Origin of the sequence: Alishewanella sp. WH16-1 (assembly GCF_001441695.1) — a bacterium.
Taxonomy (GTDB): domain Bacteria; phylum Pseudomonadota; class Gammaproteobacteria; order Enterobacterales; family Alteromonadaceae; genus Alishewanella; species Alishewanella agri.
In genome coordinates, this window is record NZ_LCWL01000106.1 from 1 (window position 1) to 23,286 (window position 23,286).

General features: G+C 51.6%; 25 protein-coding genes and 1 tRNA gene. 9 read left to right on the forward strand and 17 right to left on the reverse strand.

The features are described 5' to 3' along the window. Positions 1 to 59: 59 nt before the first annotated feature. From AAY72_RS10905 to tsaE, 10 genes are all read right to left on the reverse strand, one after another. A complete protein-coding gene (locus tag AAY72_RS10905) occupies positions 60 to 1,358 on the reverse strand; it encodes an adenylosuccinate synthase (RefSeq protein ID WP_057787485.1) in 1,299 nt (432 codons plus the stop codon). 115 nt (positions 1,359 to 1,473) lie between these two features. Beyond that, a complete protein-coding gene (locus AAY72_RS10910; protein ID WP_008984466.1) occupies positions 1,474 to 2,634 on the reverse strand; it encodes an aminotransferase class V-fold PLP-dependent enzyme in 1,161 nt (386 codons plus the stop codon). An 80-nt stretch (positions 2,635 to 2,714) separates the two neighbouring features. Beyond that, positions 2,715 to 3,596 carry a protease modulator HflC gene (gene hflC / locus AAY72_RS10915; protein ID WP_057787487.1) on the reverse strand — a complete coding sequence of 294 codons (882 nt, stop codon included), beginning with the start codon at positions 3,594 to 3,596 and terminating at the stop codon, positions 2,715 to 2,717. A gap of 6 nt (positions 3,597 to 3,602) precedes the next feature. Beyond that, positions 3,603 to 4,748, reverse strand: a complete 1,146-nt coding sequence (hflK, locus tag AAY72_RS10920; RefSeq protein ID WP_008984468.1) for an FtsH protease activity modulator HflK — start codon at positions 4,746 to 4,748, stop codon at positions 3,603 to 3,605. A 41-nt stretch (positions 4,749 to 4,789) separates the two neighbouring features. After that, a complete protein-coding gene (gene hflX / locus AAY72_RS10925) occupies positions 4,790 to 6,082 on the reverse strand; it encodes a ribosome rescue GTPase HflX (protein ID WP_057787489.1) in 1,293 nt (430 codons plus the stop codon). A gap of 18 nt (positions 6,083 to 6,100) precedes the next feature. Beyond that, a complete protein-coding gene (gene hfq / locus AAY72_RS10930) occupies positions 6,101 to 6,358 on the reverse strand; it encodes an RNA chaperone Hfq (protein WP_057787491.1) in 258 nt (85 codons plus the stop codon). Between the two features lie 90 nt (positions 6,359 to 6,448). Further along, a complete protein-coding gene (miaA, locus tag AAY72_RS10935) occupies positions 6,449 to 7,378 on the reverse strand; it encodes a tRNA (adenosine(37)-N6)-dimethylallyltransferase MiaA (protein ID WP_057787492.1) in 930 nt (309 codons plus the stop codon). Beyond that, positions 7,368 to 9,185, reverse strand: coding sequence for a DNA mismatch repair endonuclease MutL (mutL, locus tag AAY72_RS10940; protein ID WP_057787494.1), 1,818 nt, complete (start codon positions 9,183 to 9,185; stop codon positions 7,368 to 7,370). Before mutL ends, miaA begins: the two co-directional genes overlap by 11 nt. 1 nt (position 9,186) lies before the next feature. Further along, the gene (locus AAY72_RS10945) at positions 9,187 to 10,563 is read right to left on the reverse strand and encodes an N-acetylmuramoyl-L-alanine amidase (RefSeq protein WP_057787496.1); all 1,377 of its coding nucleotides are present in this window, start codon (positions 10,561 to 10,563) and stop codon (positions 9,187 to 9,189) included. Continuing rightward, complete coding sequence (gene tsaE, locus AAY72_RS10950; RefSeq protein WP_008984474.1) at positions 10,550 to 11,023, reverse strand: tRNA (adenosine(37)-N6)-threonylcarbamoyltransferase complex ATPase subunit type 1 TsaE; 474 nt, start codon at positions 11,021 to 11,023, stop codon at positions 10,550 to 10,552. Before tsaE ends, AAY72_RS10945 begins: the two co-directional genes overlap by 14 nt. Positions 11,024 to 11,216: 193 nt before the next feature. Here tsaE and queG point away from each other — a divergent pair, with 193 nt between their 5' ends. Continuing rightward, positions 11,217 to 12,350, forward strand: a complete 1,134-nt coding sequence (gene queG, locus AAY72_RS10955) for a tRNA epoxyqueuosine(34) reductase QueG (RefSeq protein WP_057787498.1) — start codon at positions 11,217 to 11,219, stop codon at positions 12,348 to 12,350. Here queG and AAY72_RS16540 read toward each other — a convergent pair. From AAY72_RS16540 to orn, 3 genes are all read right to left on the reverse strand, one after another. Next, on the reverse strand, positions 12,316 to 12,519 hold the full coding sequence (locus tag AAY72_RS16540; protein ID WP_008984476.1) for a DUF1289 domain-containing protein: 204 nt from the start codon (positions 12,517 to 12,519) through the stop codon (positions 12,316 to 12,318). The two genes, queG and AAY72_RS16540, sit on opposite strands and share 35 nt — an antisense overlap. A 170-nt stretch (positions 12,520 to 12,689) precedes the next feature. Continuing rightward, positions 12,690 to 12,765, reverse strand: a tRNA-Gly gene (locus AAY72_RS10960). A gap of 84 nt (positions 12,766 to 12,849) precedes the next feature. Beyond that, entirely contained in the window at positions 12,850 to 13,398 is a 549-nt protein-coding gene (orn, locus tag AAY72_RS10965) for an oligoribonuclease (protein WP_057787499.1), read from the reverse strand. A gap of 109 nt (positions 13,399 to 13,507) precedes the next feature. Here orn and rsgA point away from each other — a divergent pair, with 109 nt between their 5' ends. The 3 genes from rsgA to AAY72_RS10980 are packed head-to-tail and all read left to right on the forward strand — an operon-like array spanning position 13,508 to position 16,143. Beyond that, positions 13,508 to 14,542, forward strand: coding sequence for a small ribosomal subunit biogenesis GTPase RsgA (gene rsgA / locus AAY72_RS10970; RefSeq protein ID WP_057787501.1), 1,035 nt, complete (start codon positions 13,508 to 13,510; stop codon positions 14,540 to 14,542). Positions 14,543 to 14,576: 34 nt separating this feature from the next. After that, a complete protein-coding gene (gene asd, locus AAY72_RS10975; RefSeq protein WP_057787503.1) occupies positions 14,577 to 15,452 on the forward strand; it encodes an archaetidylserine decarboxylase in 876 nt (291 codons plus the stop codon). Position 15,453: 1 nt separating this feature from the next. Beyond that, positions 15,454 to 16,143, forward strand: a complete 690-nt coding sequence (locus AAY72_RS10980; protein WP_057787505.1) for a glycerophosphodiester phosphodiesterase family protein — start codon at positions 15,454 to 15,456, stop codon at positions 16,141 to 16,143. A gap of 32 nt (positions 16,144 to 16,175) precedes the next feature. Here AAY72_RS10980 and AAY72_RS10985 read toward each other — a convergent pair whose 3' ends face one another. Continuing rightward, entirely contained in the window at positions 16,176 to 16,580 is a 405-nt protein-coding gene (locus AAY72_RS10985; RefSeq protein WP_040291739.1) for a MerC domain-containing protein, read from the reverse strand. A 147-nt stretch (positions 16,581 to 16,727) separates the two neighbouring features. Here AAY72_RS10985 and AAY72_RS10990 point away from each other — a divergent pair, with 147 nt between their 5' ends. Further along, positions 16,728 to 17,036, forward strand: a complete 309-nt coding sequence (locus AAY72_RS10990; RefSeq protein ID WP_057787507.1) for a hypothetical protein — start codon at positions 16,728 to 16,730, stop codon at positions 17,034 to 17,036. Positions 17,037 to 17,120: 84 nt separating this feature from the next. Here AAY72_RS10990 and AAY72_RS10995 read toward each other — a convergent pair whose 3' ends face one another. The 3 genes from AAY72_RS10995 to AAY72_RS11005 form a co-directional block, all read right to left on the reverse strand. After that, positions 17,121 to 17,660, reverse strand: a complete 540-nt coding sequence (locus AAY72_RS10995) for a DUF3016 domain-containing protein (RefSeq protein WP_008984483.1) — start codon at positions 17,658 to 17,660, stop codon at positions 17,121 to 17,123. A 140-nt stretch (positions 17,661 to 17,800) separates the two neighbouring features. Further along, the gene (gene groL, locus AAY72_RS11000) at positions 17,801 to 19,435 is read right to left on the reverse strand and encodes a chaperonin GroEL (protein ID WP_057787509.1); all 1,635 of its coding nucleotides are present in this window, start codon (positions 19,433 to 19,435) and stop codon (positions 17,801 to 17,803) included. A 52-nt stretch (positions 19,436 to 19,487) separates the two neighbouring features. Continuing rightward, complete coding sequence (locus tag AAY72_RS11005) at positions 19,488 to 19,778, reverse strand: co-chaperone GroES (RefSeq protein WP_008607071.1); 291 nt, start codon at positions 19,776 to 19,778, stop codon at positions 19,488 to 19,490. Between the two features lie 169 nt (positions 19,779 to 19,947). On the opposite strand from AAY72_RS11005, the gene cutA reads away from it, so the two are divergent. From cutA to accB, 4 genes are all read left to right on the forward strand, one after another. Further along, positions 19,948 to 20,268: a divalent-cation tolerance protein CutA gene (gene cutA / locus AAY72_RS11010; RefSeq protein ID WP_057787511.1), complete on the forward strand. Its 321-nt coding sequence runs from the start codon at positions 19,948 to 19,950 to the stop codon at positions 20,266 to 20,268. Then, a complete protein-coding gene (locus AAY72_RS11015) occupies positions 20,261 to 22,078 on the forward strand; it encodes a protein-disulfide reductase DsbD (RefSeq protein ID WP_057787512.1) in 1,818 nt (605 codons plus the stop codon). The genes cutA and AAY72_RS11015 overlap by 8 nt, the downstream gene beginning before the upstream one ends. Before the next feature lie 265 nt (positions 22,079 to 22,343). Further along, positions 22,344 to 22,802 (forward strand): type II 3-dehydroquinate dehydratase, encoded by a 459-nt coding sequence (aroQ, locus tag AAY72_RS11020; protein ID WP_008607068.1) that lies wholly within the window; start codon positions 22,344 to 22,346, stop codon positions 22,800 to 22,802. Between the two features lie 18 nt (positions 22,803 to 22,820). Then, a complete protein-coding gene (gene accB / locus AAY72_RS11025; protein WP_008607066.1) occupies positions 22,821 to 23,282 on the forward strand; it encodes an acetyl-CoA carboxylase biotin carboxyl carrier protein in 462 nt (153 codons plus the stop codon). Positions 23,283 to 23,286: the final 4 nt, after the last annotated feature.

Genomic DNA, 23,286 nt, shown 5'->3' on the forward strand with positions numbered 1-23,286 from the left:
TGCCCGGCGCACGTAAAAAAAACGCTGCCAGGTGGCAGCGTTATTTGACGATTCAGCGCTTAATTCGCGAATGGATGGGTCAGCACAATGGTTTGTACCCGATCCGGGCCAGTTGACACTATGTCAATTGGCACACCGGTCACTTCTTCCAACCGCTTGATATAGTTACGGGCCGCTTGTGGCAATTGCTCCAGTTGCTGAATACCAAAGGTCGTTTCGCTCCAGCCGGGCATTTCTTCGTAGACCGGTTGCACCAGCTCAAAGCCTTCTGCAGCCAGAGGCGGCGTCTGTAATACAGAGCCGTCAGGCTGACGATAGCCAATACAGATTTTCACTGTTTCCAGGCCATCCAGTACGTCCAGCTTGGTTAAACAGAAACCGGAAATACTGTTCAGCTGCACGGCACGGCGCACAGCCACGGCATCAAACCAGCCACAGCGACGTTTACGGCCAGTAGTGGCACCAAATTCGTGACCTTTTACGCCCAGGTGTTCGCCGATGGCGCAATCCAGCTCTGTTGGGAACGGGCCTGAACCGACGCGAGTCGTGTAGGCTTTAACGATACCCAACACATAATCCAGATAACGCGGGCCAAAACCACAGCCGGTTGCTACGCCACCGGCCGTTGTATTGGAGGATGTGACGTAAGGATAGGTACCGTGGTCAATATCCAGTAGCGTGCCCTGCGCACCTTCGAACATAATGCGCTGGCCGTTTTTGCGCGCCTGATCTAACAGCTCAGTGACGTCAACCACCAGCGATTTCAGTAAGTCGGCCATTGCCAGCGCATTGTCCAGCGTGGTCTGATAATCAATGGCATCCACTTTATAATATTGGGTCAGGGTAAAGTTATGCAGATCCATTACTGTTTTCAGCTTCTCAGCAAACAGTTCCGGATTAAACAAATCACCTACCCGCAAACCACGACGCGCAACTTTGTCTTCATAAGCCGGGCCAATACCGCGGCCGGTAGTACCGATTGGCTTATCGCCACGGGCTTTTTCGCGGGCAACATCAAGAGCAACGTGGAATGGCAGAATTAATGGGCAGGCTTCGCTAACCAGTAAACGGTCTTTAACCGGCACGCCGCGCTGTTCCAGCATGGTCATTTCTTTTAAGAAAGCTTCCGGTGATAACACTACGCCATTCCCAATCACACATTTTACGTTATCACGCAAAATACCGGACGGGATCAGGTGCAATACCGTTTTCTCACCGTTAATCACCAATGTATGCCCGGCATTATGGCCGCCCTGATAGCGCACCACATAGCTGGCTTTATCGGTTAATAAGTCAACAATCTTACCTTTACCTTCGTCACCCCATTGGGTGCCGAGCACAACGACGTTCTTAGCCATGGTTCCCACATCACGGAAAAAATTAGGCGTGGATTTTAACAAAAGCCCGCCGAAGTTTCAGCCGTCCAGACGAAAAAAAGGCCATGATTTTTCATGGCCAGTTAAACTAATTGATTTATAAGGATTTAAGGCAAGATAAATCGAACTGATCAGCGTTCTGATACAAGGCAAAACCAAACCGCAACCGATCTGCACGGTAATCTGTCTCAATAGCATGATGTTTTAGATGCGCGGCCAGTTCTGCGACCTGACTGGCACTAGCCAGCCGAAAGGTAAAAAAGTGTCCGTGTGCCGGTTCAGATAACAACAAGTTACTACGGTTTAACAGCGGGTGCTCAAGCTTATCGATTAAGGTTAAAAAATGCTGTTGCAGCTGCTGCACATACTGATGGATCCTGCCCACCGTAATACCTTGTTGTTTAAACAGCAACAAAGCGGCTTCCAAACGGTACAAAGCAGTAAAATCCATAGTCGCACCAGCAAAGCGGTAACCGTCCTCGCTATACAGCACTAAAGCCGATTTCTGTGCCGCCAGAGTACCAAATTCAGCGAACCAGCCGGTATAGAGTGGGCGCAGTTGACAACCTGTGGGCACTGCCATAAAACAGCAGCCCTCACCACCCTGCGCATATTTGTAGCTGCCCGCCAGATAAAAAATCCGCTCAGCAATTTCTGCCAGATCGGTCGGTAAAGCCATAAAACCATGGTAGCCATCAATCACCAGCATCGCTGTCGTTACCTCTGCCAGACCTTTGACAAAGGTTGGCAGATCGGCAATCGCATAGCCAGAGTTAAAAAATACCTGACTGCAAAACACCAGCTGATAATCATCGGCAGCGGCGGCTGCGGTAAATCTCTCGCTAAAAGTGGCAAAGGGCTCGGTTGGGATCTGTACCACGTCTATATTAGCTAACTCGCTTAGACGCTTAATCTGGCGTTGAAAGCTGTAAAACTCGCTGTCAGTGGTCAGTACTCTTAACGGCCGTTGCCAATCGAAGCAGCTGAGCAGTCGCATCACGAACTCGTGCGTATTAGCGGCGAACACAATTTGTTCCGGCTGTGGCAAGTTTAGGACATCAGCGATAAGCTGTTGTGTATGCGGAATTTTCTGACCAAAGATCAGCTGCCACTTATCATCCACCAAGCGCGCACTGTCATCCCAGTAGGCCAACTGCGCATCGCGGGTTACGTCCGGCCAATAGTGATGAGAATGGCAGGCAAAGTGTTGCTTGCCTTGGTTAGCGCCAAGAAAATGTTGATAAAACTGTTGATACATACCCTACCCTCTGGCTTTGTCCGAACCGGTTTTATAGCAAAAAGGCCCATACAGGGCCTTTTCTATCGGTCAAACAGCGGTTAGTTGCTAACTTTATCAGAACGCATATATTTGAAGAAATCGTTGTCAGGTTGTACCACCAACACATCATTCTTCGAATTAAAGCTGTTGCGATACGCCTCTAAGCTGCGTACAAAAGCATAGAACTCGGCATTTTTACTATACATATCAGCATAGACTTTTGCTGCTGTCGCATCACCTTCACCGCGCACGGTACGCGAATTCCGCTCGGCATCCGCCAGCATAACGGTAACGCGGGCATCAACATCGGCACGGATAATCTCTGCCTGCTCCCGGCCACGGGCGCGGTGTTCATCGGCTACCGCTTTTCGCTCAGCACGCATCCGGGCAAAGATCGAATCACTGATCTCGGTTGGCAGGTTAATTTGCTTTACCCGCACATCAATCACTTCGATACCCAGCTCATTGGCTGCCTGCGCCGCTTGCGATAAGGCGCTTTGCATTAACTGGGTCCGTTCGCCAGAGACAATTTCCTGAATGGTGCGGCTACCAAACTCGGTCCGTAATCCGTTATTGATATACTGCTTTAACAGCACTTCAGCTTGGGACTTAATACCACCGGTAGATAAGAAGAAAGCACCAAAGTCCTTAATCCGCCACTTAACGTAGCTATCCACTAACAGGTCTTTTTTCTCAGCGGTCACGAAACGGTCTGCCTGATCGTCCAGAGTTTGCACCCGGGCGTCAAGTTTCCGCACTTCCTGGATTACCGGCAATTTAAAGTGCAAACCCGGTTCATAGATCAGGACCTGGTTTTCTGCATCACGCTGAATCTTGCCGAACTGAGTGACAATGGCACGCTGCCCTTCCGGCACGACGAAAATGGCAGATACCACAATCAGCGCGACCACAACTATAATAGCAATAATAAAATTCTTCATCCGATGTTACCTCCCACTTGCACTGCGTGGTGAACTGCTGCGAACCGGCACTTGCTGCACTGGGGCATTACTGCTATCCAGGCTTGGGCGCACCGGCTGGCTGGCCGGAGTATTGGTCGCACTGGCGGCGCCTTGTTTCATTAGCTGATCCAGCGGCAAATACATCAGGTTGTTGCTGTTTTTGACATCAACCAGAATTTTCGAGGTACTGCTGTAAACCTGTTCCATCGTCTCAAGATACATCCGATCCCGGGTCACTTGTGGCGCAGCCAGGTACTGCGGCAACAGCTGTTCGAAACGGGCCACTTCACCCTGAGCTTTCAAGACAATTTGCTGTTTATAGGCTTCGGCTTCCTGCATTACACGGTTGACCTGGCCACGGGCGCGCGGTTCCACTTCACGGGCATAAGCCGTTGCTTCTTGCACGAAACGCTCCTGATCTTCCTGCGCTTTGATGGCATCGTCGAAAGCATCACGCACTTCTTCCGGTGGCCGGGCATCACGGAAGTTAACATCCACCAGCGTCAGCCCCATGTTATAAGGCTGAATAATGCTTTCCAGTTCCTGACGGGTATTTTGCCGCACGACTTCACGGCCACGGGTCAGAACGTCATCCATAATAGAATGACCAATCACAAAACGTAGTGCTGCATCAGTGGCTTCGCGTAAGCTACGATCGGCATCCACTACTGAGAACAGGTATTGGCGGGCATTGAAAATGCGGTATTGAATTTCAAAGGTCACCCGAACCAGGTTTTGATCCTGAGTTAACATAAAACCATCAGTGCGCAGTGAACGAACTTCCTGAGTGTTAACCGGGGTCACAGTATCAATAAAGGTGGGTTTCCAATGGATACCAGCGCCCACTTCAGTGTGGTACTGGCCAAAGCGCAGGACAACGCCGCGTTCAGCATCTTTAATGGTATAGAAACCGCTCAGGCCCCATACCAGTAGGGCGACAACAATAATCACCGTCATCAGTGCAGAGGCACCATTACCGCCGGTGTTATTACCCTTACCGCCAAAGATACCGCCAAATTTCTTACCGAAATTGCGAAACACTTCATCTAAATCGGGCGGGCCTTGATCCCGACCACCTTGCTTCCAGGGGTCGTTATTCTTGCCGTTATTGCCCGGCTCATTCCAAGCCATGCTTAACTCCACTTATAAAGTTGCTGTCAAAGGTTAATGTATCAAAAAACTGGCGGCCTGACGATATAGTTTTCCAGCGACTGCTCGCATTGCTTTAACAATCGGGCCCAGTTCGCTGCCGTTATTTTTACGCTCAACTCACAGCTACCGTCTTCCTGATACTGCTCATGCTGCACTGCTTGTAAGGCAAATAACTGTGCCCGAATTTGGCTAAGTCGCGGCGGCAGACGCAGTACAAGCTGCAAATGCTGCTGTGACAGTAACTGGATAACTGCCTGTTGCAGCAAATCCAGACCGGCACCGGTTTTCGCGGATAACCAAACTGCCTCGGGTAACCCCTGTTCGTTATAATCAATACGGGGAGACTGCGCTAACTGGTCAATTTTGTTGTAAACCAGTAATTGTGGCACCTCAGCAGCGTCAATTTCTGTTAACACCAGCTGCACTTGCCGCATATTTTCTGCCCGTCGGGCATCGGCGGCATCAATCACATGTAGCTGTAAATCGGCATCCCGGGTTTCCTGCAGGGTTGACTTAAATGCGGCCACTAAATCATGTGGCAAGTGCCGGATAAAGCCAACGGTATCGGCCAGGATCGCCTCGCCAAACTGCGGTAGCTCAATACGACGCAGCGTCGGATCGAGCGTCGCAAATAGCTGGTCAGCCGCATAAACATCCGCGGTGGTCAGACGGTTAAATAAGGTTGATTTGCCGGCATTGGTGTAGCCAACGATGGAGAGTACCGGCTGCTCTGACCGCTGCCGGGCGCGACGGCCCTGCTCACGCTGCCGGCCTAGTTTATCCAGCCGGATTTTTAACGCCTTTACTCTGTCGCGCAACAGCCGACGGTCAGTTTCCAAGCGGGTTTCACCCGGACCGCGCAAACCGATACCGCCTTTTTGCCGCTCATTATCGAAACCACGGATTAAGCGGGATGCGAGGTGTTGCAGCTGCGCCAGCTCGACTTGCAGCTTGCCTTCATAGGTTCGGGCGCGTTGGGCAAAGATATCCAGGATCAGGCTGGTGCGATCAATAACCCGCGCCTGACACAAACGCTCCAGATTTCGTGTCTGACTCGGACTTAACTCGTTATTGAAAATCACCACTGTCGCGCCCGTGTCAGCGACCAGGGCGGCGAGCTCGGCAGCCTTGCCCGAACCAATAAAAAGTTTGGCATCAGGAGCCTGTCGACTGCAGGATAATTCTCCCAACACAACCACACCCGCAGAAGCCACTAACATCCGTAGCTCCTGCAGATCCTCGGTTGAGTGTTCCTGCGGGAAATTAACGTGTACCAGTACGGCTTGCTCAGCCGGCTCAGCCAGATCAAACAAGCGCTGTTACTCCGCTAATTATTCAACATCCTCGTTATCGTCGGCAGTACCACTCTGGCTGGTCATCGTATTGACTGCACGTGCTGGTACCACGGTAGAAATGGCGTGTTTGTAAACCATTTGGCTGACTGTATTTTTCAGCAAAATTACGAACTGATCGAAAGACTCAACCTGCCCCTGCAATTTAATTCCATTCACCAAGTAAATTGAAACAGGAATGCGTTCCCGTCTTAAGGTGTTCAAAAATGGGTCTTGTAATGATTGGCCTTTTGCCATGTCACGCTTTCCTTTTTTATTAAGTATGCCTGATATAGGTATTATTTTTTTTATTTCAAGTTGTTAAACGTGAAATTTTTGCTGCCATTTTTAGCTTAGCGAAGAAATGACAGCTTGCAAGTTTTCTGACAGTTCTGCTTCTGTTTTTAACCAGATCAAATCGGGCCAGCTACGCAGCCAGGTCAACTGACGTTTTGCCAGCTGCCGGGTTGCTGCGATGCCTTGACTGACCATGGTCGGATAATCAATTTTACCGTCCAGATAATCCCACATCTGACGATAGCCGACACAGCGCATCGACGGTAAGTCCGGATGCAAATCGCCGCGTTGATATAACTGTCGCACTTCCTGTTCAAAGCCTTGCGCTAACATCTGCAAAAAGCGTTGTTCTATACGCTGATGCAGCAGGGCACGATCAACCGGCGCTATCGCAAATTGCCGTACCGGGTAAGGCAGCGGCTCACCGGCGGCTGCGGTCAGTTCGGTCAAGCTTTGCCCGGAAATCCGGTATACCTCAAGCGCCCGGTTAATCCGCTGTGGATCATTCGGATGGATCCTGCTTGCTGATACGGGATCCACTAAGGCTAACTCTGCATGTAACGCTGTCCAGCCTTTGACAGCCGCTTCGGCTTCGAGTTCCGCCCGTACTGCCGGATCTGCGGCCGGTAAGCTGGAAATGCCCTGCAATAACGCCTTGAAATAGAGCATAGTGCCACCAACCAGAATCGGTGTATTACCCCGCGCTCTAATGTCAGCAATTAATGCCAGCGCATCGGCACGAAAATCCGCCGCTGAGTAGCTGTCAGCCGGATCACGGATATCCAGCAAATAATGCGGCGCTGCCGCTTGCTCTGCCGCATCGGGTTTAGCGGTACCAATATCCATGCCCCGATACACCAGCGCGCTATCAACGCTGATTAACTCGGCTGTTTGCAAATGCTGTTTTAACGCTATTGCCAGTGCCGTTTTACCTGAGGCGGTGGGCCCCATAATACAGATCACCGGCTGTTCAACTGCCATGACCGCGCTCCGGTAAGCTGTCTGCCCAGGCGGCAACATTCAGCAGTTGTGCCGTCGGATGCTGCGATGTTAAGAGCTGTGAAAAAGAGTTTAACAAAATTTCTGCCTGCAGAAAATTGGCTGATAGTAGTAGCGCTAATAGCGCTGTCGCTGTGACCGCTTGCTGTGCTTGGCGACCTTGCTGCAGCATTAAACTAAACCAGTCACTGATCGCCGTGTGTCGCAACCACTGCGGTACCGCCCGGATAATGGCGGTATTATCTCTGATCAACAGATCAAAACCCAGCTCTTCCAGTGCCGCAGCTTGTTGCAGCAGCCAGTCTAATTCCGGTGTTATCAGTTGTAGCCGCAGCGGTAACAATAAGGGCGCGCTGACTACTTGCTGCTGCCATGCCAGGGCCGCAGCTTGCGTCAGATCTTGCAGATATAATTGCTGTTGCTCTGACCAGAGCACATAGCGGTTCTCAACCAGAAGGTAAGAACCCTGCGCCTTTTGCGGCAGGGCTTGTGCAGTGCTACTGGCCAGATACGTCAGCTGAGCGTTAACGGTGCTAGTGTTAACCTCTTTGCCAGGGCCACCCGTTAAGCTGCTTCGCTGCGAAGAATTGACCTTGCCCACCGGATTTTGAGCAGTGAATTGCAGTCGCCCTTCACCGACGCTTCGCCCAGCAGGACTGTTGCTATCCGCCTGCAGCGGCCTTTGATAATGGTTATCTTTAGTGATAGCCGGCCAAGTTGCAACCGGCTCCGCTGAGGTAGGGCTAGGCTTGATGCCGGTTTGCGCTGTGCTGGGTGGCGCCGCTATTGCCAAGCTTTGCTGCAGCGCATCTGCTAAAGCACTGACCACAAAATCATGTACCAGTCGCGCCTGATGAAAACGCACCTCATGTTTTGCCGGATGCACATTAACATCCACTTCGGATGGCGCTAACTCCAGATATAACACAAAGGCCGGTTGTTGTTCGGCGCTGAGTTGTTCACCGTACGCCTGCCGGATCGCATGATTCAGCAATTTATCCCGCATCATCCGGCCGTTAACATAACTGTACTGGCAGGCGGCCTGTGTCTGGCAAGCGGCAGGCGGCAAAATCCAGCCACTAAGGCGGATTTGCTGATACTGATTTTCAATCCACAGTGCCTGTTCAGCAAAAGCCCGGCCACAGATCGCCGCTAAGCGCTTTTGCCGCGCGCCCTGATGCTGGCACAGAGGTAACCGGCGTATCGGCTGGCCGTTATGGGTTAACGACCAGCTAACATCAAACCGGCTCAGCGCCAGCCGTTTGACCAGCTCATCAATATGACTAAATTCGGTTTTATCGCTGCGTAAAAAACGCCGCCGGGCCGGGGTATTGAAGAACAGATCAAGCACTTCGATACTGGTGCCATCCGGATGGGCAGCGGGCCGCACCTGCACCGCCATGTCACGGCCTTCAGCACTGGCTTGCCAGGCTTTATCCTGCGCGGCCGGTTTTGAGGTCAGAGTTAACCGGGATACCGAGCTGATACTGGCGAGAGCTTCACCGCGAAAGCCGAGACTACAAATTTGCTCCAAATCGGCCAGGCTACTGATCTTACTGGTCGCATGCCGGCTTAACGCCAGCACCAGTTCCTGCTCGGCAATACCATTGCCATTGTCGCGGATCAGGATTTTCTTACTGCCGCCCTTCTCTATTTCCAGCTCGATTTGCGTCGCACCGGCGTCCAGGCTGTTCTCTACCAGTTCTTTTACCACTGATGCCGGGCGCTCTACCACTTCACCGGCAGCAATCTGGTTCGCCAGCTGCGGCGGCAATAATTGAATGGGCATCTCAGGGGATCCGTAACACCTGACCGATACGCAGGCTATCAGAACGTAACTGATTGTGCGTTCGTAACTCGTCTATCGACACATTATAACGTTGCGCCAGTAGTGACAGCGATTCGCCAGCCTGAACACGGTGTTCTTTCGCCCGACGCTGGGCGAACAACGAATCTGCCGGTGGCGACAACTCAAAGTGCCGGCGCACACCATTAAAAATGGATTGCACCAGTTTTTGCTGATGGCCAGGCGTCCGTAATAAGCGCTCTTCCTGTGGATTGGAAATAAAACCCACTTCAACCAAAATCGATGGAATATCGGGCGCTCGTAATACCCCTAAACTGGCGGCCTGCGGTTCGCGCTTATGCAAGGTCGTAATTTTACCCATTTCAGATAACACCTGATTCGCCACCTGATGCGCAGTGACCATCGAATGATTCATCGACAAGTCCAGTACCGTTTGTGCCAGATAGCGTTCATTGGCCGAGTCTTTAATCACCTCGGCCACGCCACCTAACAGTTCACCGTGACGCTCGGTTTGTTCCAACATCCGGCCCACTTCTGAGGTAGCGCGACGCAGTGATAAAACCCAGACGGCAGCGCCGCGCGGATGTGGCGAAGTAAAAGCATCGGCATGTACTGAAATCAACAGATCGGCTTGCAACCGCCGGGCAATATCAGTGCGGTTATTGACCGGAATATAATAATCGCCGGTACGCACCAGCGCCGCTTTCATACCAGGCTCACGGTTAAAACGTTCAACCAAGGCTTTGGCTAATGGCAAGGTCAGGTTTTTCTCAAAAGTGCCGGAAGGACCAATAGAACCAGGGTCGTTTCCACCATGCCCGGCATCTACGGCAATAATAATATCGCGCGCTGCCCGAATACTGGCAGGTACCGGTGTTCTGGCCGGCGTAGTATTGGCTGGAGTTGTTGCCACAGGACGACTGGCCTGGCTGGCATTAGCGCTACTGGCCGCAGCGCTGGCCGTCAGCGGTAGATCGACAACCAGCCGGTGCCCGAAACTGTCCGCCGGGGTTAACGCAAACACATTCGGCTTTATCGTTTGGGTCAGATCGAGCACAATACGCATCTTGCCCTGACCACCACTGCTACGAATGCCACTAATCAACGGCGATTGCCCGTTGCTGGCTGGTAACGCCGGGCTACCTCGTACGTTACTGAGATCAATCACTAAACGATCAGGTTTATCGAGGGTAAAGTATTTAAAATCCGGCGCCGATGCCAAATCAAAGACCACCCGCGTATTATCCGATGCCGGAGCAATCCGCACACTTTGTACCTGCGCGCTTGCCTGCACCAACGGTGCGGCAAATAAACAGATTAAAACCAGAACCAGCAGTGACAGCGCGTTATTTTTGCTCATTATCCGTCAATATCGTTATTATTTTACTGCCTGCCTGACTGCCCGCTACTAACTGCAAAGTGCGCAGTTCTCCCTGCTGAGTCAGTTGTAATTGTAAATCGGCTTGCGGCAAATAACCGGCGCCCCGCTCCGGCCATTCGATTAAACATAAGCTGTTTGGATTAAAGTAATCCCTTATGCCCATAAATTCCAGCTCTTCCGGATCATGCAGCCGATATAAATCAAAGTGATATACCTGCAACTCCGCCAACTGATAGGGTTCGACCAGCGTATAGGTCGGGCTTTTTACCGCGCCCGGATGCCCCAGCGCCTGAATCAGCCCACGGCAAAAGGTCGTTTTCCCAGCCCCCAGGTCACCTTGCAAAAACACCACCATACCACCATGCAACAGGCCGGCTAATCTTGCCGCCAGGGCCAGGGTAGCAGCTTCTGATTGCAGTGTAAGGTGGTGTTGACTCACTATCTGATCCTACCGTGCTTGATATCACTTTCTGGCTGGCTATGGTAACAAAGGAACAAGCCAGACAGCCAGTAAAACCAATAAAATACCGCCATTGGACGTCTAAGTTGCCGATTAGTTCCGGTTAGTGACACAACGCGGCTGCCAAAAGTAAGTTGTGATAATATAAAGCCTTCTTAACAGGCGTTATAACATGCAAGCAGAACAGATCCGCAATCAGATTAAAGCCTGGGCCAAAGAGCTGGGTTTTCAGGCCTGTGGCATTAGCCGGCCACAGCTGGGTGCAAAACAAGAACAGCGTTTACAGCAGTGGCTGGACGCCGGTTACCATGGTGAAATGCAGTATATGGCAGAGCATGGCATGTTGCGCGCCAGACCTGCCGGGCTGCATCCGGGGACCTTAAGTGTAATCAGCGTGCGCCTGGATTACCTGCCTAAAGCGGCGGCCTTTGCCACGAATCTGGCCGACCCCAGCCAGGCCTATATCAGCCGCTATGCGCTGGGTCGCGATTATCATAAATTAATGCGTAACCGCTTAAAGCAACTGGGACAAAAAATTGCCACCCTGATCTCGGATCTGGACGGCCGGCCCTTTGTCGATTCGGCGCCGATTTTAGAACGGCCTTTAGCGCAGCAAGCCGGTCTGGGTTGGATAGGGAAACACAGTTTGTTGCTGGCTGAAGAAGCCGGTTCCTGGTTTTTTCTCGGCGAGTTACTGGTTAATCTGGAACTGCCGGTTGACCAACCACACCCCGGCGATTGCGGCAGCTGCGTCGCCTGTATTACCAGCTGCCCTACCGGCGCTATCGTTGCGCCCTATGTCGTTGATGCCCGCCGCTGCATCTCCTATCTGACAATTGAGCTGAAAGGCGCCATTCCAACGGAATTCAGACCCTTACTGGGTAATCGTATCTATGGCTGTGATGACTGCCAGCTGGTATGCCCGGTGAACCGGCAGGCGCCGCTGACTGCGGAGCCGGATTTTCAACGCCGGCCACAGTGGCAGGATCAATCGCTGCTGGCATTATTTCAGTGGGACGAAGCGACCTTCCTGCACCTGACCGAAGGCAGTGCTATCCGGCGTATTGGTTTTGAACGCTGGCAGCGCAACCTGGTAGTGGCGCTGGGTAATGCCCCCTACCAGCCGGAAATTGTCGCCACGCTCAAACAGGCACTGCCAACAGCGACACCGCTGGTTGCCGAACATATTGAGTGGGCTTTGCAACAACAAAAACAAAAAAGCTATCTGGCGCAGAATCTGTTACCACGCAGTACCGAAAGACTAGTGCGGATTATTCAGAAGGGCTTGCCCAGAGATGCTGGCTAAGTTGGGCATCACGCTGTGCCTGGCGAGCTGCCGCCAGCACACAAATTTGTTGCTGTCGGGCGCTTGAGGCCTGATGCCATTCGGTAATTTCACTGAGTAAACGGCCGCAGCCAAGGCAACAGTCCTGCTGATCCAGACAACAATTACGCACACAAGGGGACTTAACCATACGCAGTCCTCTACAACGGCTTATCGATAGTGCCTGAGTATAGCGCGGCAGCGTCAGACCCGCGCAAAATTTAACAAAAAATTCTTATTTGGCAAGCATAGCTTCGTTGCTGCCAGCTGCCCAGTAACCAGAAACGACAAAGCAGCCAGTAGGCTGCTTTGTGTTGAATTTGGAGCGAGTTACGAGGTTCGAACTCGTGACCTCGACCTTGGCAAGGTCGCGCTCTACCAGCTGAGCTAAACTCGCATCGGGTCGCAGTGATTAACGAGGTTAATCTTGCGTCTGATGGCGCGCATTTTACAAAATCAGTCGCCCGATGCAAGGTTTTTTTCAGGGTAAACGAAAAAAATATTGGCGATAGGTGACTAATTCAGCAATCGACTCACGAATATCGTCCAGCGCCAGATGGCTGCTGCTCTTTTGTACCTTCTGCAGCACCTCAGGATGCCAGCGCCGCGCCAGTTCTTTTACCGTGCTGACATCTAAATTACGATAGTGGAAAAAGGCTTCCAGCTCTGGCGCATACTCCGCCAGAAAACGCCGGTCCTGACCAATGCTGTTCCCACACATCGGGGATTTGTCCTTGCTCACATATTGGCTTAAAAAGGCGATGGTTTGCTGCTCAGCCTCTGCCAGCGTCACCGTGCTGGCACGACAACGGGCAGTCAAACCGCTTTTGCCATGCTGCTCTACACACCAGGGGTCCATATTATCCAGAATCTCGTCCGCCGTCTTAATCGCAAATACCGGGCCCTCGGCCAGAATATTTAACTGACTGTCGGTAACGATGGTCGCCATTTCCAAAATGACGTCGGTTTTCGGTTCCAGGCCGGTCATTTCCAGATCCAGCCAAATCAGATTAGTATCATTTACTGCCATAGTTTCCTCAGCTATATCGAAGCCAGATGGCTTTGTCCGCGGGCGCTTTACGGGTATGATACACGCCAGAAACTAACTGTGATAGCTAAAGCCAGCAAAACGGTAAACCGTGACCAAGAAAAAACACCTGAATCAACGCCAGCATCAACGTATTGCCGACAATGAGCAGCGGCGGCTAAAACGCAGCAATAAAGCCAGTGCCAGTGACTGGGACGACGCCCTACTGCACCCGCCGGAACCGGGGTTAGTGCTTAGCCGCTTTGGTCAGCATGCCGATGTCGAAGATACGAGCGGTGCTGTGGTGCGCTGTAATATGCGCCGCACTATCAGTTCGGTGGTGACCGGCGACCAGGTCAGCTGGCGCCGCAGCAAACAACCGACCGGCAGCATTGATGGCGTGATTGAAGCGGTGGCAGAACGGCACTCGGTACTGCTACGCCCGGATTTTTATGATGGCTTAAAACCGGTCGCCGCCAATATCGATTTAATGATTATTGTCTCCGCCATCATGCCGGCACTGTCGTTAAATATTATCGACCGTTATCTGGTGGCCTCAGAAATCACCGGCATTAAACCGCTACTGGTCATTAATAAAATCGACTTATTACCCGAAACTGAACAACAGGCGCTCGACCAACAACTGCAACTGTACCGGCAGATGGGGTACGCCTGCCTACTGGTCAGTGCCAAAACCGGTCAGGGTATGGCCGAGCTGCTACAGTATCTGCATAGCGGTACCAGCATCTTTGTCGGCCAGTCGGGCGTCGGCAAGTCATCGCTGATGAATACCCTGATGCCGGGCCTCGCGGCCGCGACGCAGGAAGTATCGGAAGTATCGGGTCTGGGCCAGCATACCACTACGGTTTCCCGGCTGTATCACCTGCCGGAAGGCGGCAAGCTGATTGACTCACCGGGTATTCGCGAGTTTGCACTCTGGCATTTATCGCCGGAGGAAGTGACCAACGGCTTTATCGAGTTCCGCCCCTGGCTGGGCCGGTGTAAGTTCCGCGACTGTAAGCATTTGACCGATCCGGGCTGTGCCATTCAGCATGCGGTAGCAGAGGGCGAAATCAGCCCGCTACGCTACGAGAGTTACCAGAAAATCCTGCACAGTATGGCGCAGGATAAACCGCATTATTTTTAACTTTTAGTCTTTTAATACGAGTAGCTGACATCTTATGGATAAATTTAAAATCACTCTGCAATACCTGTTACCCAAGCACCTGTTATCACGTTTGGTGGGTTATCTGGCCGCAGCGAAACTGGGTTTTATCAGTCATGCCCTGATTAGCCTGTTTATCAAAGCCTATAAGATCAATATGCAGGAAGCCAGGCATGAAAAAGCCAGTGACTATGCCAGCTTTAATGAGTTCTTTACCCGGCCGCTGAAAGACGGAATCCGGCCGCTGGTCGCCGATCCTGCCATCGTCGCGCACCCGGTAGACGGTGCCATCAGCCAGCTCGGCGATATCGTCGCTGGCCAGCTGGTGCAGGCAAAAAACCACGATTACAGCCTGCAAAGTCTGCTCGGCGGTAAAGCCGAAACGGCGGAGCCTTTTGCCGGTGGTAAATTCGCTACCATTTATCTGGCGCCCAAAGATTACCACCGTATCCATATGCCGGTTAGCGGCACCCTGCGTGAGATGATCTATGTACCAGGTGAGCTATTCTCAGTAAACCCGCTGACCGCTGAAAATGTCCCGGATCTGTTTGCCCGTAACGAGCGGGTAGTAACCATTTTTGATACTGAATTCGGCCCTATGGCATTGGTATTGGTTGGCGCCACTATCGTAGCCAGTATCGAAACCGTTTGGGCGGGCACCGTCACACCACCGACCGGTAAAGAGGTATTTCGCTGGCAATATCCGGCTGAGGGCTTAAACAGCATCAGGCTGGAAAAAGGTGCCGAGATGGGCCGTTTTAAACTGGGCTCTACTGTGATTCTGGCGTTCCCGCATGGCAGCATCGACTTTTTAGCTGACCAACAGCCGGGCACAGTGACCCGTATGGGCACCGCCTTTGCCAATATTAAGTCAGCCAAGACGGCGGACTAAGATGCAAATTATTGCGCATCGCGGCGCCAGTGGTGAGTATCCGGAAAATACCCTGCTGGCGTTTCGCCAGGCCTTAGCCCAGGGCGCAGATGCTATCGAGCTGGATGTGTTTGCGGTAGAAGGCGAACTGATTGTGATCCACGATCCGCATCTGCAGCGCACCACCAATGGCCGCGGCAGTATTTACCAGCATAGCCTGGCACAACTGGCCACTATCGACGCCGGTGCCGGCGAGCCGATCCCGCTATTGTGGCAGGTGCTACAGCTGGTACAAGGCCGCTGTTGGCTAAATATCGAATTAAAGGGAGCGGATACGCTCGAACCTTTGCTAAAACTGTTGCAGCGCGCTGAGCGCGAGCTGAACTATGATCTTAACAGCCTGCTGATTTCCTCCTTTAATCATAAACTGTTGGCCGCCGTAAAAGCGGCGCGGCCTGAGCTAAAAACCGGTGCGCTAACGGCTTCACTGCCTATCGACAATTGCGCCTTCGCTACGCAATTGCAGGCGTACTCAGTACACTGTGATGCCGATTTTATCGACGCGGCGCTGGTTGCCGATGCCAAAGCCCGGCAACTGCAGCTTTATGTTTATACGGTAGATGAGGCAGATGATTTAGCGCGGCTAAAGGCGCTGGGTGTCAATGGGGTTTTTACTAATTATCCGGCGCGCAGCCGCAAGCTTCTGACATAAAACCACAACCACCTGATGTAAAAAAACCTGCTTTAAGCAGGTTTTTTATCATCGGTTTCACAGCTATTACACTGATTGCAAAGCCGCATATTCATAATATGGGCAAACACGACGAGCGAGGCGCCAATCACCAGAATTAAATGCTCGTACTCATGCCCCCAGGCACCGCGCTGCCAGTAAATAAAACCACCTAGAAACAGCGAATAAAACGGGTAGAGTTTGCGGTGATAACGATGAAAGCCGATAAACAGCGTAATAAAACCCAGCACCATGGTAAATAGCAGCACAAAGCCTTCAAAGGCATGGTTATGGGCAGCGGTTAAGCCCAGCAGCGGTAATACAGGCAGGATCACCGGCAATAAAATACAGTGAATGGCACAGAGCGATGTGACCATAATACCGAACTTATCAAATAATAGCCTTGCCTTTGCCAGCACAACCGAACCCTCCGTTTTCCACGAGACGATATAATATAACAAAAGTACGCAATTGCAAACGGGCAACTGAAAAAATGCTGCACCCGGCAGCTTCACTAAACAGGCTATGGCATAATAGCCGTATTTAATCCGGAAAGACTTATAGCTATGGATACTCTGTTACAACAGCTGGATGAAAACCTGAAAGAGCTTTATCGCAAGGCGTTAGACGCCGATGCCCTGCTAGAGCAGCTACAACAGCAAGGCCAGGCGAAATATCAGGCGGTGTTTGCTAAAGACGCGGGGTTTAAGGTTGAAAGCAATCGCTTTATGCCTTATCTGGCAGAAACAGCGGAACAAATCGCCGCAATGCGCCACAGCCAGCAATTTAATACTGCCACTTTACAACGCGTGGTGCAGCAGTTGCAGCTACTGCATAAAACTCTGGCTGAGTTACGGCTGGCGGTAAAAGCTTAAGCTATCATCACGGGTTTACACTTAAAATAAAACAGCCGGCTATACTGCCGGCTGTTGTCATGATATGCGAAAGCAAAACCTGTTTTAGTTGCTCACTTTCGGTGCAACTGCCGCATGCTGCGTAACCGCCGGCTGCACAGTCTTATTAAACCAGTCTTGTAACATCAACTGTTCGTGCTCAAATTCAGGACGGGTACCGGTTTTACTTAACCGCTGCAAGAACGCCATATCCCGCAGTTTTTCTTCACCGCTTAACACTTCTTCACCATAGTTATCACGCAGGCTATGACTAAAGCGCACTGCAGGTGAATAAATATCTTTTACAATACGCAGCGCCTGGCCGCTTGGCCCGGCAAAGTAGTCAACATCACCGGCTAAATCGATATCGGTTACCGTCACCTGCCACTGATAGCCCTCTGGCATTTTGGCCGCTAGATCAGTAAAAATCTTTTCAACCGACTTCAGCACTTTCTGCTCATAGCGGCTGCGAGATTCATTAGTAGGCCGGATATCGGTAAATTTTTCAGGCTGCTCGAATGTCACTTTTACCTCGGCAGCTGCCGCTTGCGCATCAGCAATACCGAACGCAGCCAGCATTGTTAACACTAAAAGACTGTTACGCATTGTGTTCTCCTGTGGTCTGAGTAGACCTTCTATCAACCTGTACAAAGTATAGTCGGCGCAAAATTTATGCAAGCTGAATGGGCAATAAAAAAGCCCTGCGGTTTCCCGCAGAGCTTTTTCTATTCAATCAGTGATTTACATCACATCATGCCGCCCATACCACCCATGCCGCTCATATCTGGCATTGGTTTTTCTTCTTTTGGCAGCTCGGTCACCATCGCTTCGGTAGTGATCATCAGCGAGCCAACAGAGGCAGCGAACTGCAGCGCAGAACGGGTAACTTTGGTTGGATCCAGAATACCCATTTCCAGCATATCGCCATAGACGTCGGTCGCAGCGTTATAACCGTAGTTACCGCTGCCTTCTTTAACCTTGTTAACGACGACTGATGGCTCTTCACCGGCGTTAGATACGATCTGACGCAGTGGTGCTTCCATTGCGCGCAGTGCGATCTTAATACCGTGCGTTTGATCTTCGTTGGCACCGGTTAAGCCAGCAAGTTTAGCAGCCACGCGCACCAGAGCTACACCACCGCCAGGTACTACACCTTCTTCTACCGCAGCACGGGTAGCGTGTAAGGCATCTTCTACACGGTGTTTCTTCTCTTTCATTTCGATTTCAGTCGCGGCACCGACTTTGATTACTGCGACACCGCCAGCCAGCTTGGCCAGACGCTCTTGCAGTTTCTCCTTATCATAGTCTGAAGTCGCTTCTTCGATTTGCTGACGGATTTGCTTGACGCGGGCGTCAATAGCCGCTTGCTCACCGGCACCATCGATAATAGTGGTGTTATCTTTAGTGATAACAACGCGCTTCGCGGTACCTAAGTCTTCCAGCGTGGCTTTTTCCAGTTCCATACCGATTTCTTCAGAAATCACCGTACCACCGGTCAGGGTAGCGATATCCTGCAGCATCGCTTTACGACGGTCACCGAAACCAGGCGCTTTCACGGCAGAGATCTTCACGATACCGCGCATATTGTTAACAACTAAGGTCGCTAAGGCTTCGCCTTCGACGTCTTCAGCAATAATCAGCAGTGGCTTACCTGACTTAGCTACACCTTCTAATACCGGCAGTAATTCACGGATATTAGAGATTTTCTTATCCACAGCCAGGATAAAGGGGTTATCCAGTTCAACCTGGCCCGCTTCCTGGTTGTTGATAAAGTACGGAGACAGGTAACCACGGTCGAACTGCATACCTTCAACCACGTCCAGCTCGTTGTTCAGGCCCTGGCCTTCTTCAACGGTGATCACACCTTCTTTACCCACTTTGTCCATGGCATTGGCAATGATCTGGCCAATTTCATCATCAGAGTTAGCAGAGATAGTGCCTACCTGCGCAATAGCTTTGCTGTCAGCACATGGCTGTGACAGGGCTTTTAATTCAGCTACGGCGGCGATCACGGCCTTGTCGATACCGCGTTTTAAATCCATTGGATTCATACCGGCAGCCACGGCTTTTACGCCTTCGTTAATAATGTTTTGTGCCAATACCGTAGCGGTAGTGGTACCGTCACCGGCTTCGTCATTGGCCTTAGACGCCACTTCTTTAACCATCTGGGCGCCCATGTTCTCGAACTTATCTTCCAGCTCGATTTCTTTGGCAACTGACACACCGTCTTTGGTGATCAGAGGTGAACCGAACGATTTGTCCAGAATCACATTACGGCCTTTTGGACCTAAAGTAACGCGCACTGCGTTTGCCAGAATGTTTACGCCTTTCAGCATCTTGTTACGGGCTTCATCGCCAAAACGTACGTCTTTTGCAGCCATTTTCGTATCCTTAAAAGTCGTTAATTGTTAATCAGAAAAGAGAAAGGGGAAATTAATCCAGGATCACACCTAAGATGTTATCTTCTTTGGTGATCACATATTCCTGACCATCAATTTTTTCAGTGCGCTCTACATAGGCACCGAACAGAACCTTGTCGCCAACCTTAACGTCCAGTGGTTTCACATCGCCGTTATCTAAAATACGACCATTGCCCACTGCTACTACGACACCGCGCGTTGATTTTTCTGCGGAAGCACCAGTCAGAACGATGCCACCGGCAGACTTGCTCTCAGCGTCGGTACGTTTGATGATGACACGATCATGTAATGGACGAATATTCATGCTCTATCTCCTAAAGCGTTTGGGTTTTAACGTGACAGTTAAATTTTGTGTGCTCGCTATATGGGGCGAACCGAAAAAAATTCCAAGGGCCGGCAGAAAAAAATTCCGCAAAACGCGGCCACGGTTTACCGTACAATGGTGCTAACCTAACAAAAAACCAAGGCCTGATATGAGCGATTATCTGCTGATCCTGTGTAACTGCCCGGATGAGAGCACAGCTGCCGCCATTAGCACCCAGCTGTTACAGCAACGGCTGGTGGCCTGTGTTAACCGGCTACCCGCGGTACAATCCAGCTATATCTGGCAGGACAAACTGGAACAGGCGGTGGAAATTCAGTTGCAACTTAAAGCGCCAAAGCGGAACTTTACCGCAATTGAGCAAGCCATAAGCGCCATTCACCCGTATGCTGTGCCGGAAATTATCGCCGTTGAGCTTTGTCAGCTGAATCAGGCTTATGCCGCCTGGATTAATGAGGTTACCTGTGATTAAACGCTGTTGTTATCTACTGCTGCTGCCCCTACTGTTCCTGTTGCTAACCAGCACGGCGACTGCGCAGCAGCAAAGCCCGCAAACCAGCCCGACGAATAATAATGTTGTGCTGCAAAGCCTGTTGCAGGGCCAGCCACAATTTTTACCGGTGGAACAGGCCTTTGTGCTGGACTACCGCCAGCAGGATAACGAGCTGTTGCTAAGCTGGACTATCGCCGATGGCTATTATATGTATCGCGATAAGTTTAAGTTTGGCGGCGTGGCGGTCAGCTTTTCGCATCCGACCTATCCGGCCAGTATCAGTATTGAAGATGAATATTTTGGTAAAACCGAAGTCTATTATCATCAGCTGCAGCTAAAAATTCCGCTGTCAGATATCGATGAAGATGCACTCTTTCGGGTGCAATTTATGGGCTGTGCCGAAGCCGGTCTGTGTTATCCGCCAACCACGGTAGAAATTCCACTGACCCAGCCTGGCCAGTCTGAAGCCAGCGCCAGCTTAGCGACAACAGCGCCGGTCTCCAGCCAGTTTGGCTTATTGGAGCGCTTAAGCGAAGGCTCAGTGCTGGTGAGTCTGGGCGTATTTTTCCTGCTCGGCTTAGGGCTGTCCTTTACCCCCTGCGTGTTTCCGATGTATCCGATTCTAAGTAGCATTATTGTCGGCCAGGGCCAGCGGTTATCGACCAAACGCGCCTTTGGCTTATCGATGTCCTATGTACAGGGTATGGCGCTGACCTACTCCCTGCTAGGGCTGGTGGTCGCCAGTTTAGGCGTAAAATTCCAGGCGGCAATGCAACATCCGGCCGTGTTAATCGTCGCTGCCGTGATCTTTGTGCTGCTGGCCTTGGCGATGTTTGGCGTCTTTAATCTGCAACTGCCAGCCCGCTGGCAGGAAAGGGTGGCTGGCGTCAGTAACAAACAACCAGGTGGCTCGCTAAAAGGCGCCTTTGTGATGGGCGCGTTATCCGGCCTGATTGCCTCACCCTGCACCACAGCCCCGCTATCTGCGGCACTATTATATGTGGCGCAAAGCGGCGATCTGGCCCTTGGCGCCCTGACGCTTTATGTGCTGAGCCTGGGGATGGGTTTACCTTTGTTATTACTCGGTACCTCAGGCGGTCGCCTGCTGCCAAAAGCCGGCAACTGGATGAACGCGGTCAAAAATATCTTTGGCTTCCTGTTACTGGCGGTGCCACTGATCCTGCTAGAGCGCTTTTTACCGTTCTGGATTGTGTTAGCCCTTGGCACCGTCTTAACGCTGGCGCTGGTATTTTATTTATACCGGCTGCTGTTTAGTCTGAGCAGTGTCAACGCTAAGGCCGGTGTCGCAGTGCTGGCGCAGCTGTTGTTACTGGGTATCTTCTGGCTGAATTTACAGTATTACCGCCCGGCCAGCCCGGCACTGCCGCAGGCAACGATTAGCGCAGAGGGCGAGAATATTAATGCGCTGGGCTTTATCGTGGTGAAAGATGCCGATGAGCTGGCGCAGCAACTGCAGAAGGCCAAAGCTGCCGGTCAGTTTGCGCTGGTCGACCTGTATGCCGAGTGGTGCGTGGCCTGTAAAGAGTTTGAGCAACTGACCTTTCCAAGGCCGGAGGTCACCGCCCTCACCTCACAGATGCGGCTGATTAAAATTGATGTCACCCGGATGACCCGCAAAGATCAGGCGCTGCTGGATAGCTATCAGGTGTTGGGTTTACCTACCCTGCTATTTTTCGCCCCCGATGGCAGCGAACTAAAGCAAAGCCGCGTCACCGGCTTTATGAATGCCAGCGCCTTTGCCAATCATTTACAGGCGATGATGCAATAATAATGGGCGGCTGCAGCAAGCCAGGCTGCAGCCGTGTCCTTTCCTCTTGTCTCCCCCTTTAGGTCGCCGAGATCCTAACCATCCAGATGGCCACTGGCTGATAAGACCAGTATTTTGCTGCCATTTGCGGCGATTTCACTATAATAAGGCGCGGATCTGTCAGACAGGCATCGACAAGGTGCCCAAATTGGCCGTAAAGTGTGCATCTAACAGCTACGGCAACACTTGCTGACATCTTCCGGGAAAAGACAGGATAACTTAATTAATGACCGCGAATTTACGCATTCTGTTATTGAATGGCCCTAATCTGAATATGCTGGGTATTCGGGAGCCTGCGACCTATGGTGCCGCGACGCTGGCGCAAATTGTCGCCGGCTTGCAACAACAGGCAGCAGAGCTTAACGTGACGCTGACGGCGCTGCAATCGAATGCCGAGCATCAATTGATTGACGCCATTCAACAAAGTTATCAGCAGCAGGATTTTATTATTATCAATCCCGGAGCCTTTACCCATACCAGCATTGCGCTGCGTGATGCGCTGTTAGCAGTGGCGATTCCCTTTATCGAAGTACATTTATCCAATGTGCATGCCCGGGAAGCTTTCCGCCAACACTCTTATTTATCTGATATCGCCAAAGGGGTCATTTGTGGCCTGGGCGCCAGAGGCTACCACTATGCTCTGGATGCGGCGGTATCACTGTTACGACCACACAACCAAAATTAACTCAATCAGGCGAAAAAGATGGACATTAGAAAAATTAAAAAATTGATCGAACTGCTGGAAGAATCAGGCATTTCTGAGCTGGAAATTACCGAGGGTGAAGAGTCGGTACGTATCAGCCGTAATGGCCCGGCGCAGCACTATGCCCCAGCGCCGATGCATTATGCTGCCCCGGCTCCGGCACCTGTTGCCGCTCCTGCCGCCGCACCTGTGGCCGCAGCTCCAGCCGCTGCCCAACCTGCGGTGTCTGGTCACGTGGTTAAATCACCAATGGTCGGTTCTTTCTACCGCGCCGCTTCGCCAACCTCGAAAAACTTTGTTGAAGTCGGCCAGAGCGTGAAAGTCGGTGATACGCTCTGTATCGTCGAAGCGATGAAAATGATGAACCAAATCCAGTCTGACAAGGCCGGGGTGGTAAAAGAAATTCTGGTTGAAAACGGCGAGCCGGTAGAATTCGATCAACCGCTATTTATTATCGAATAAGATA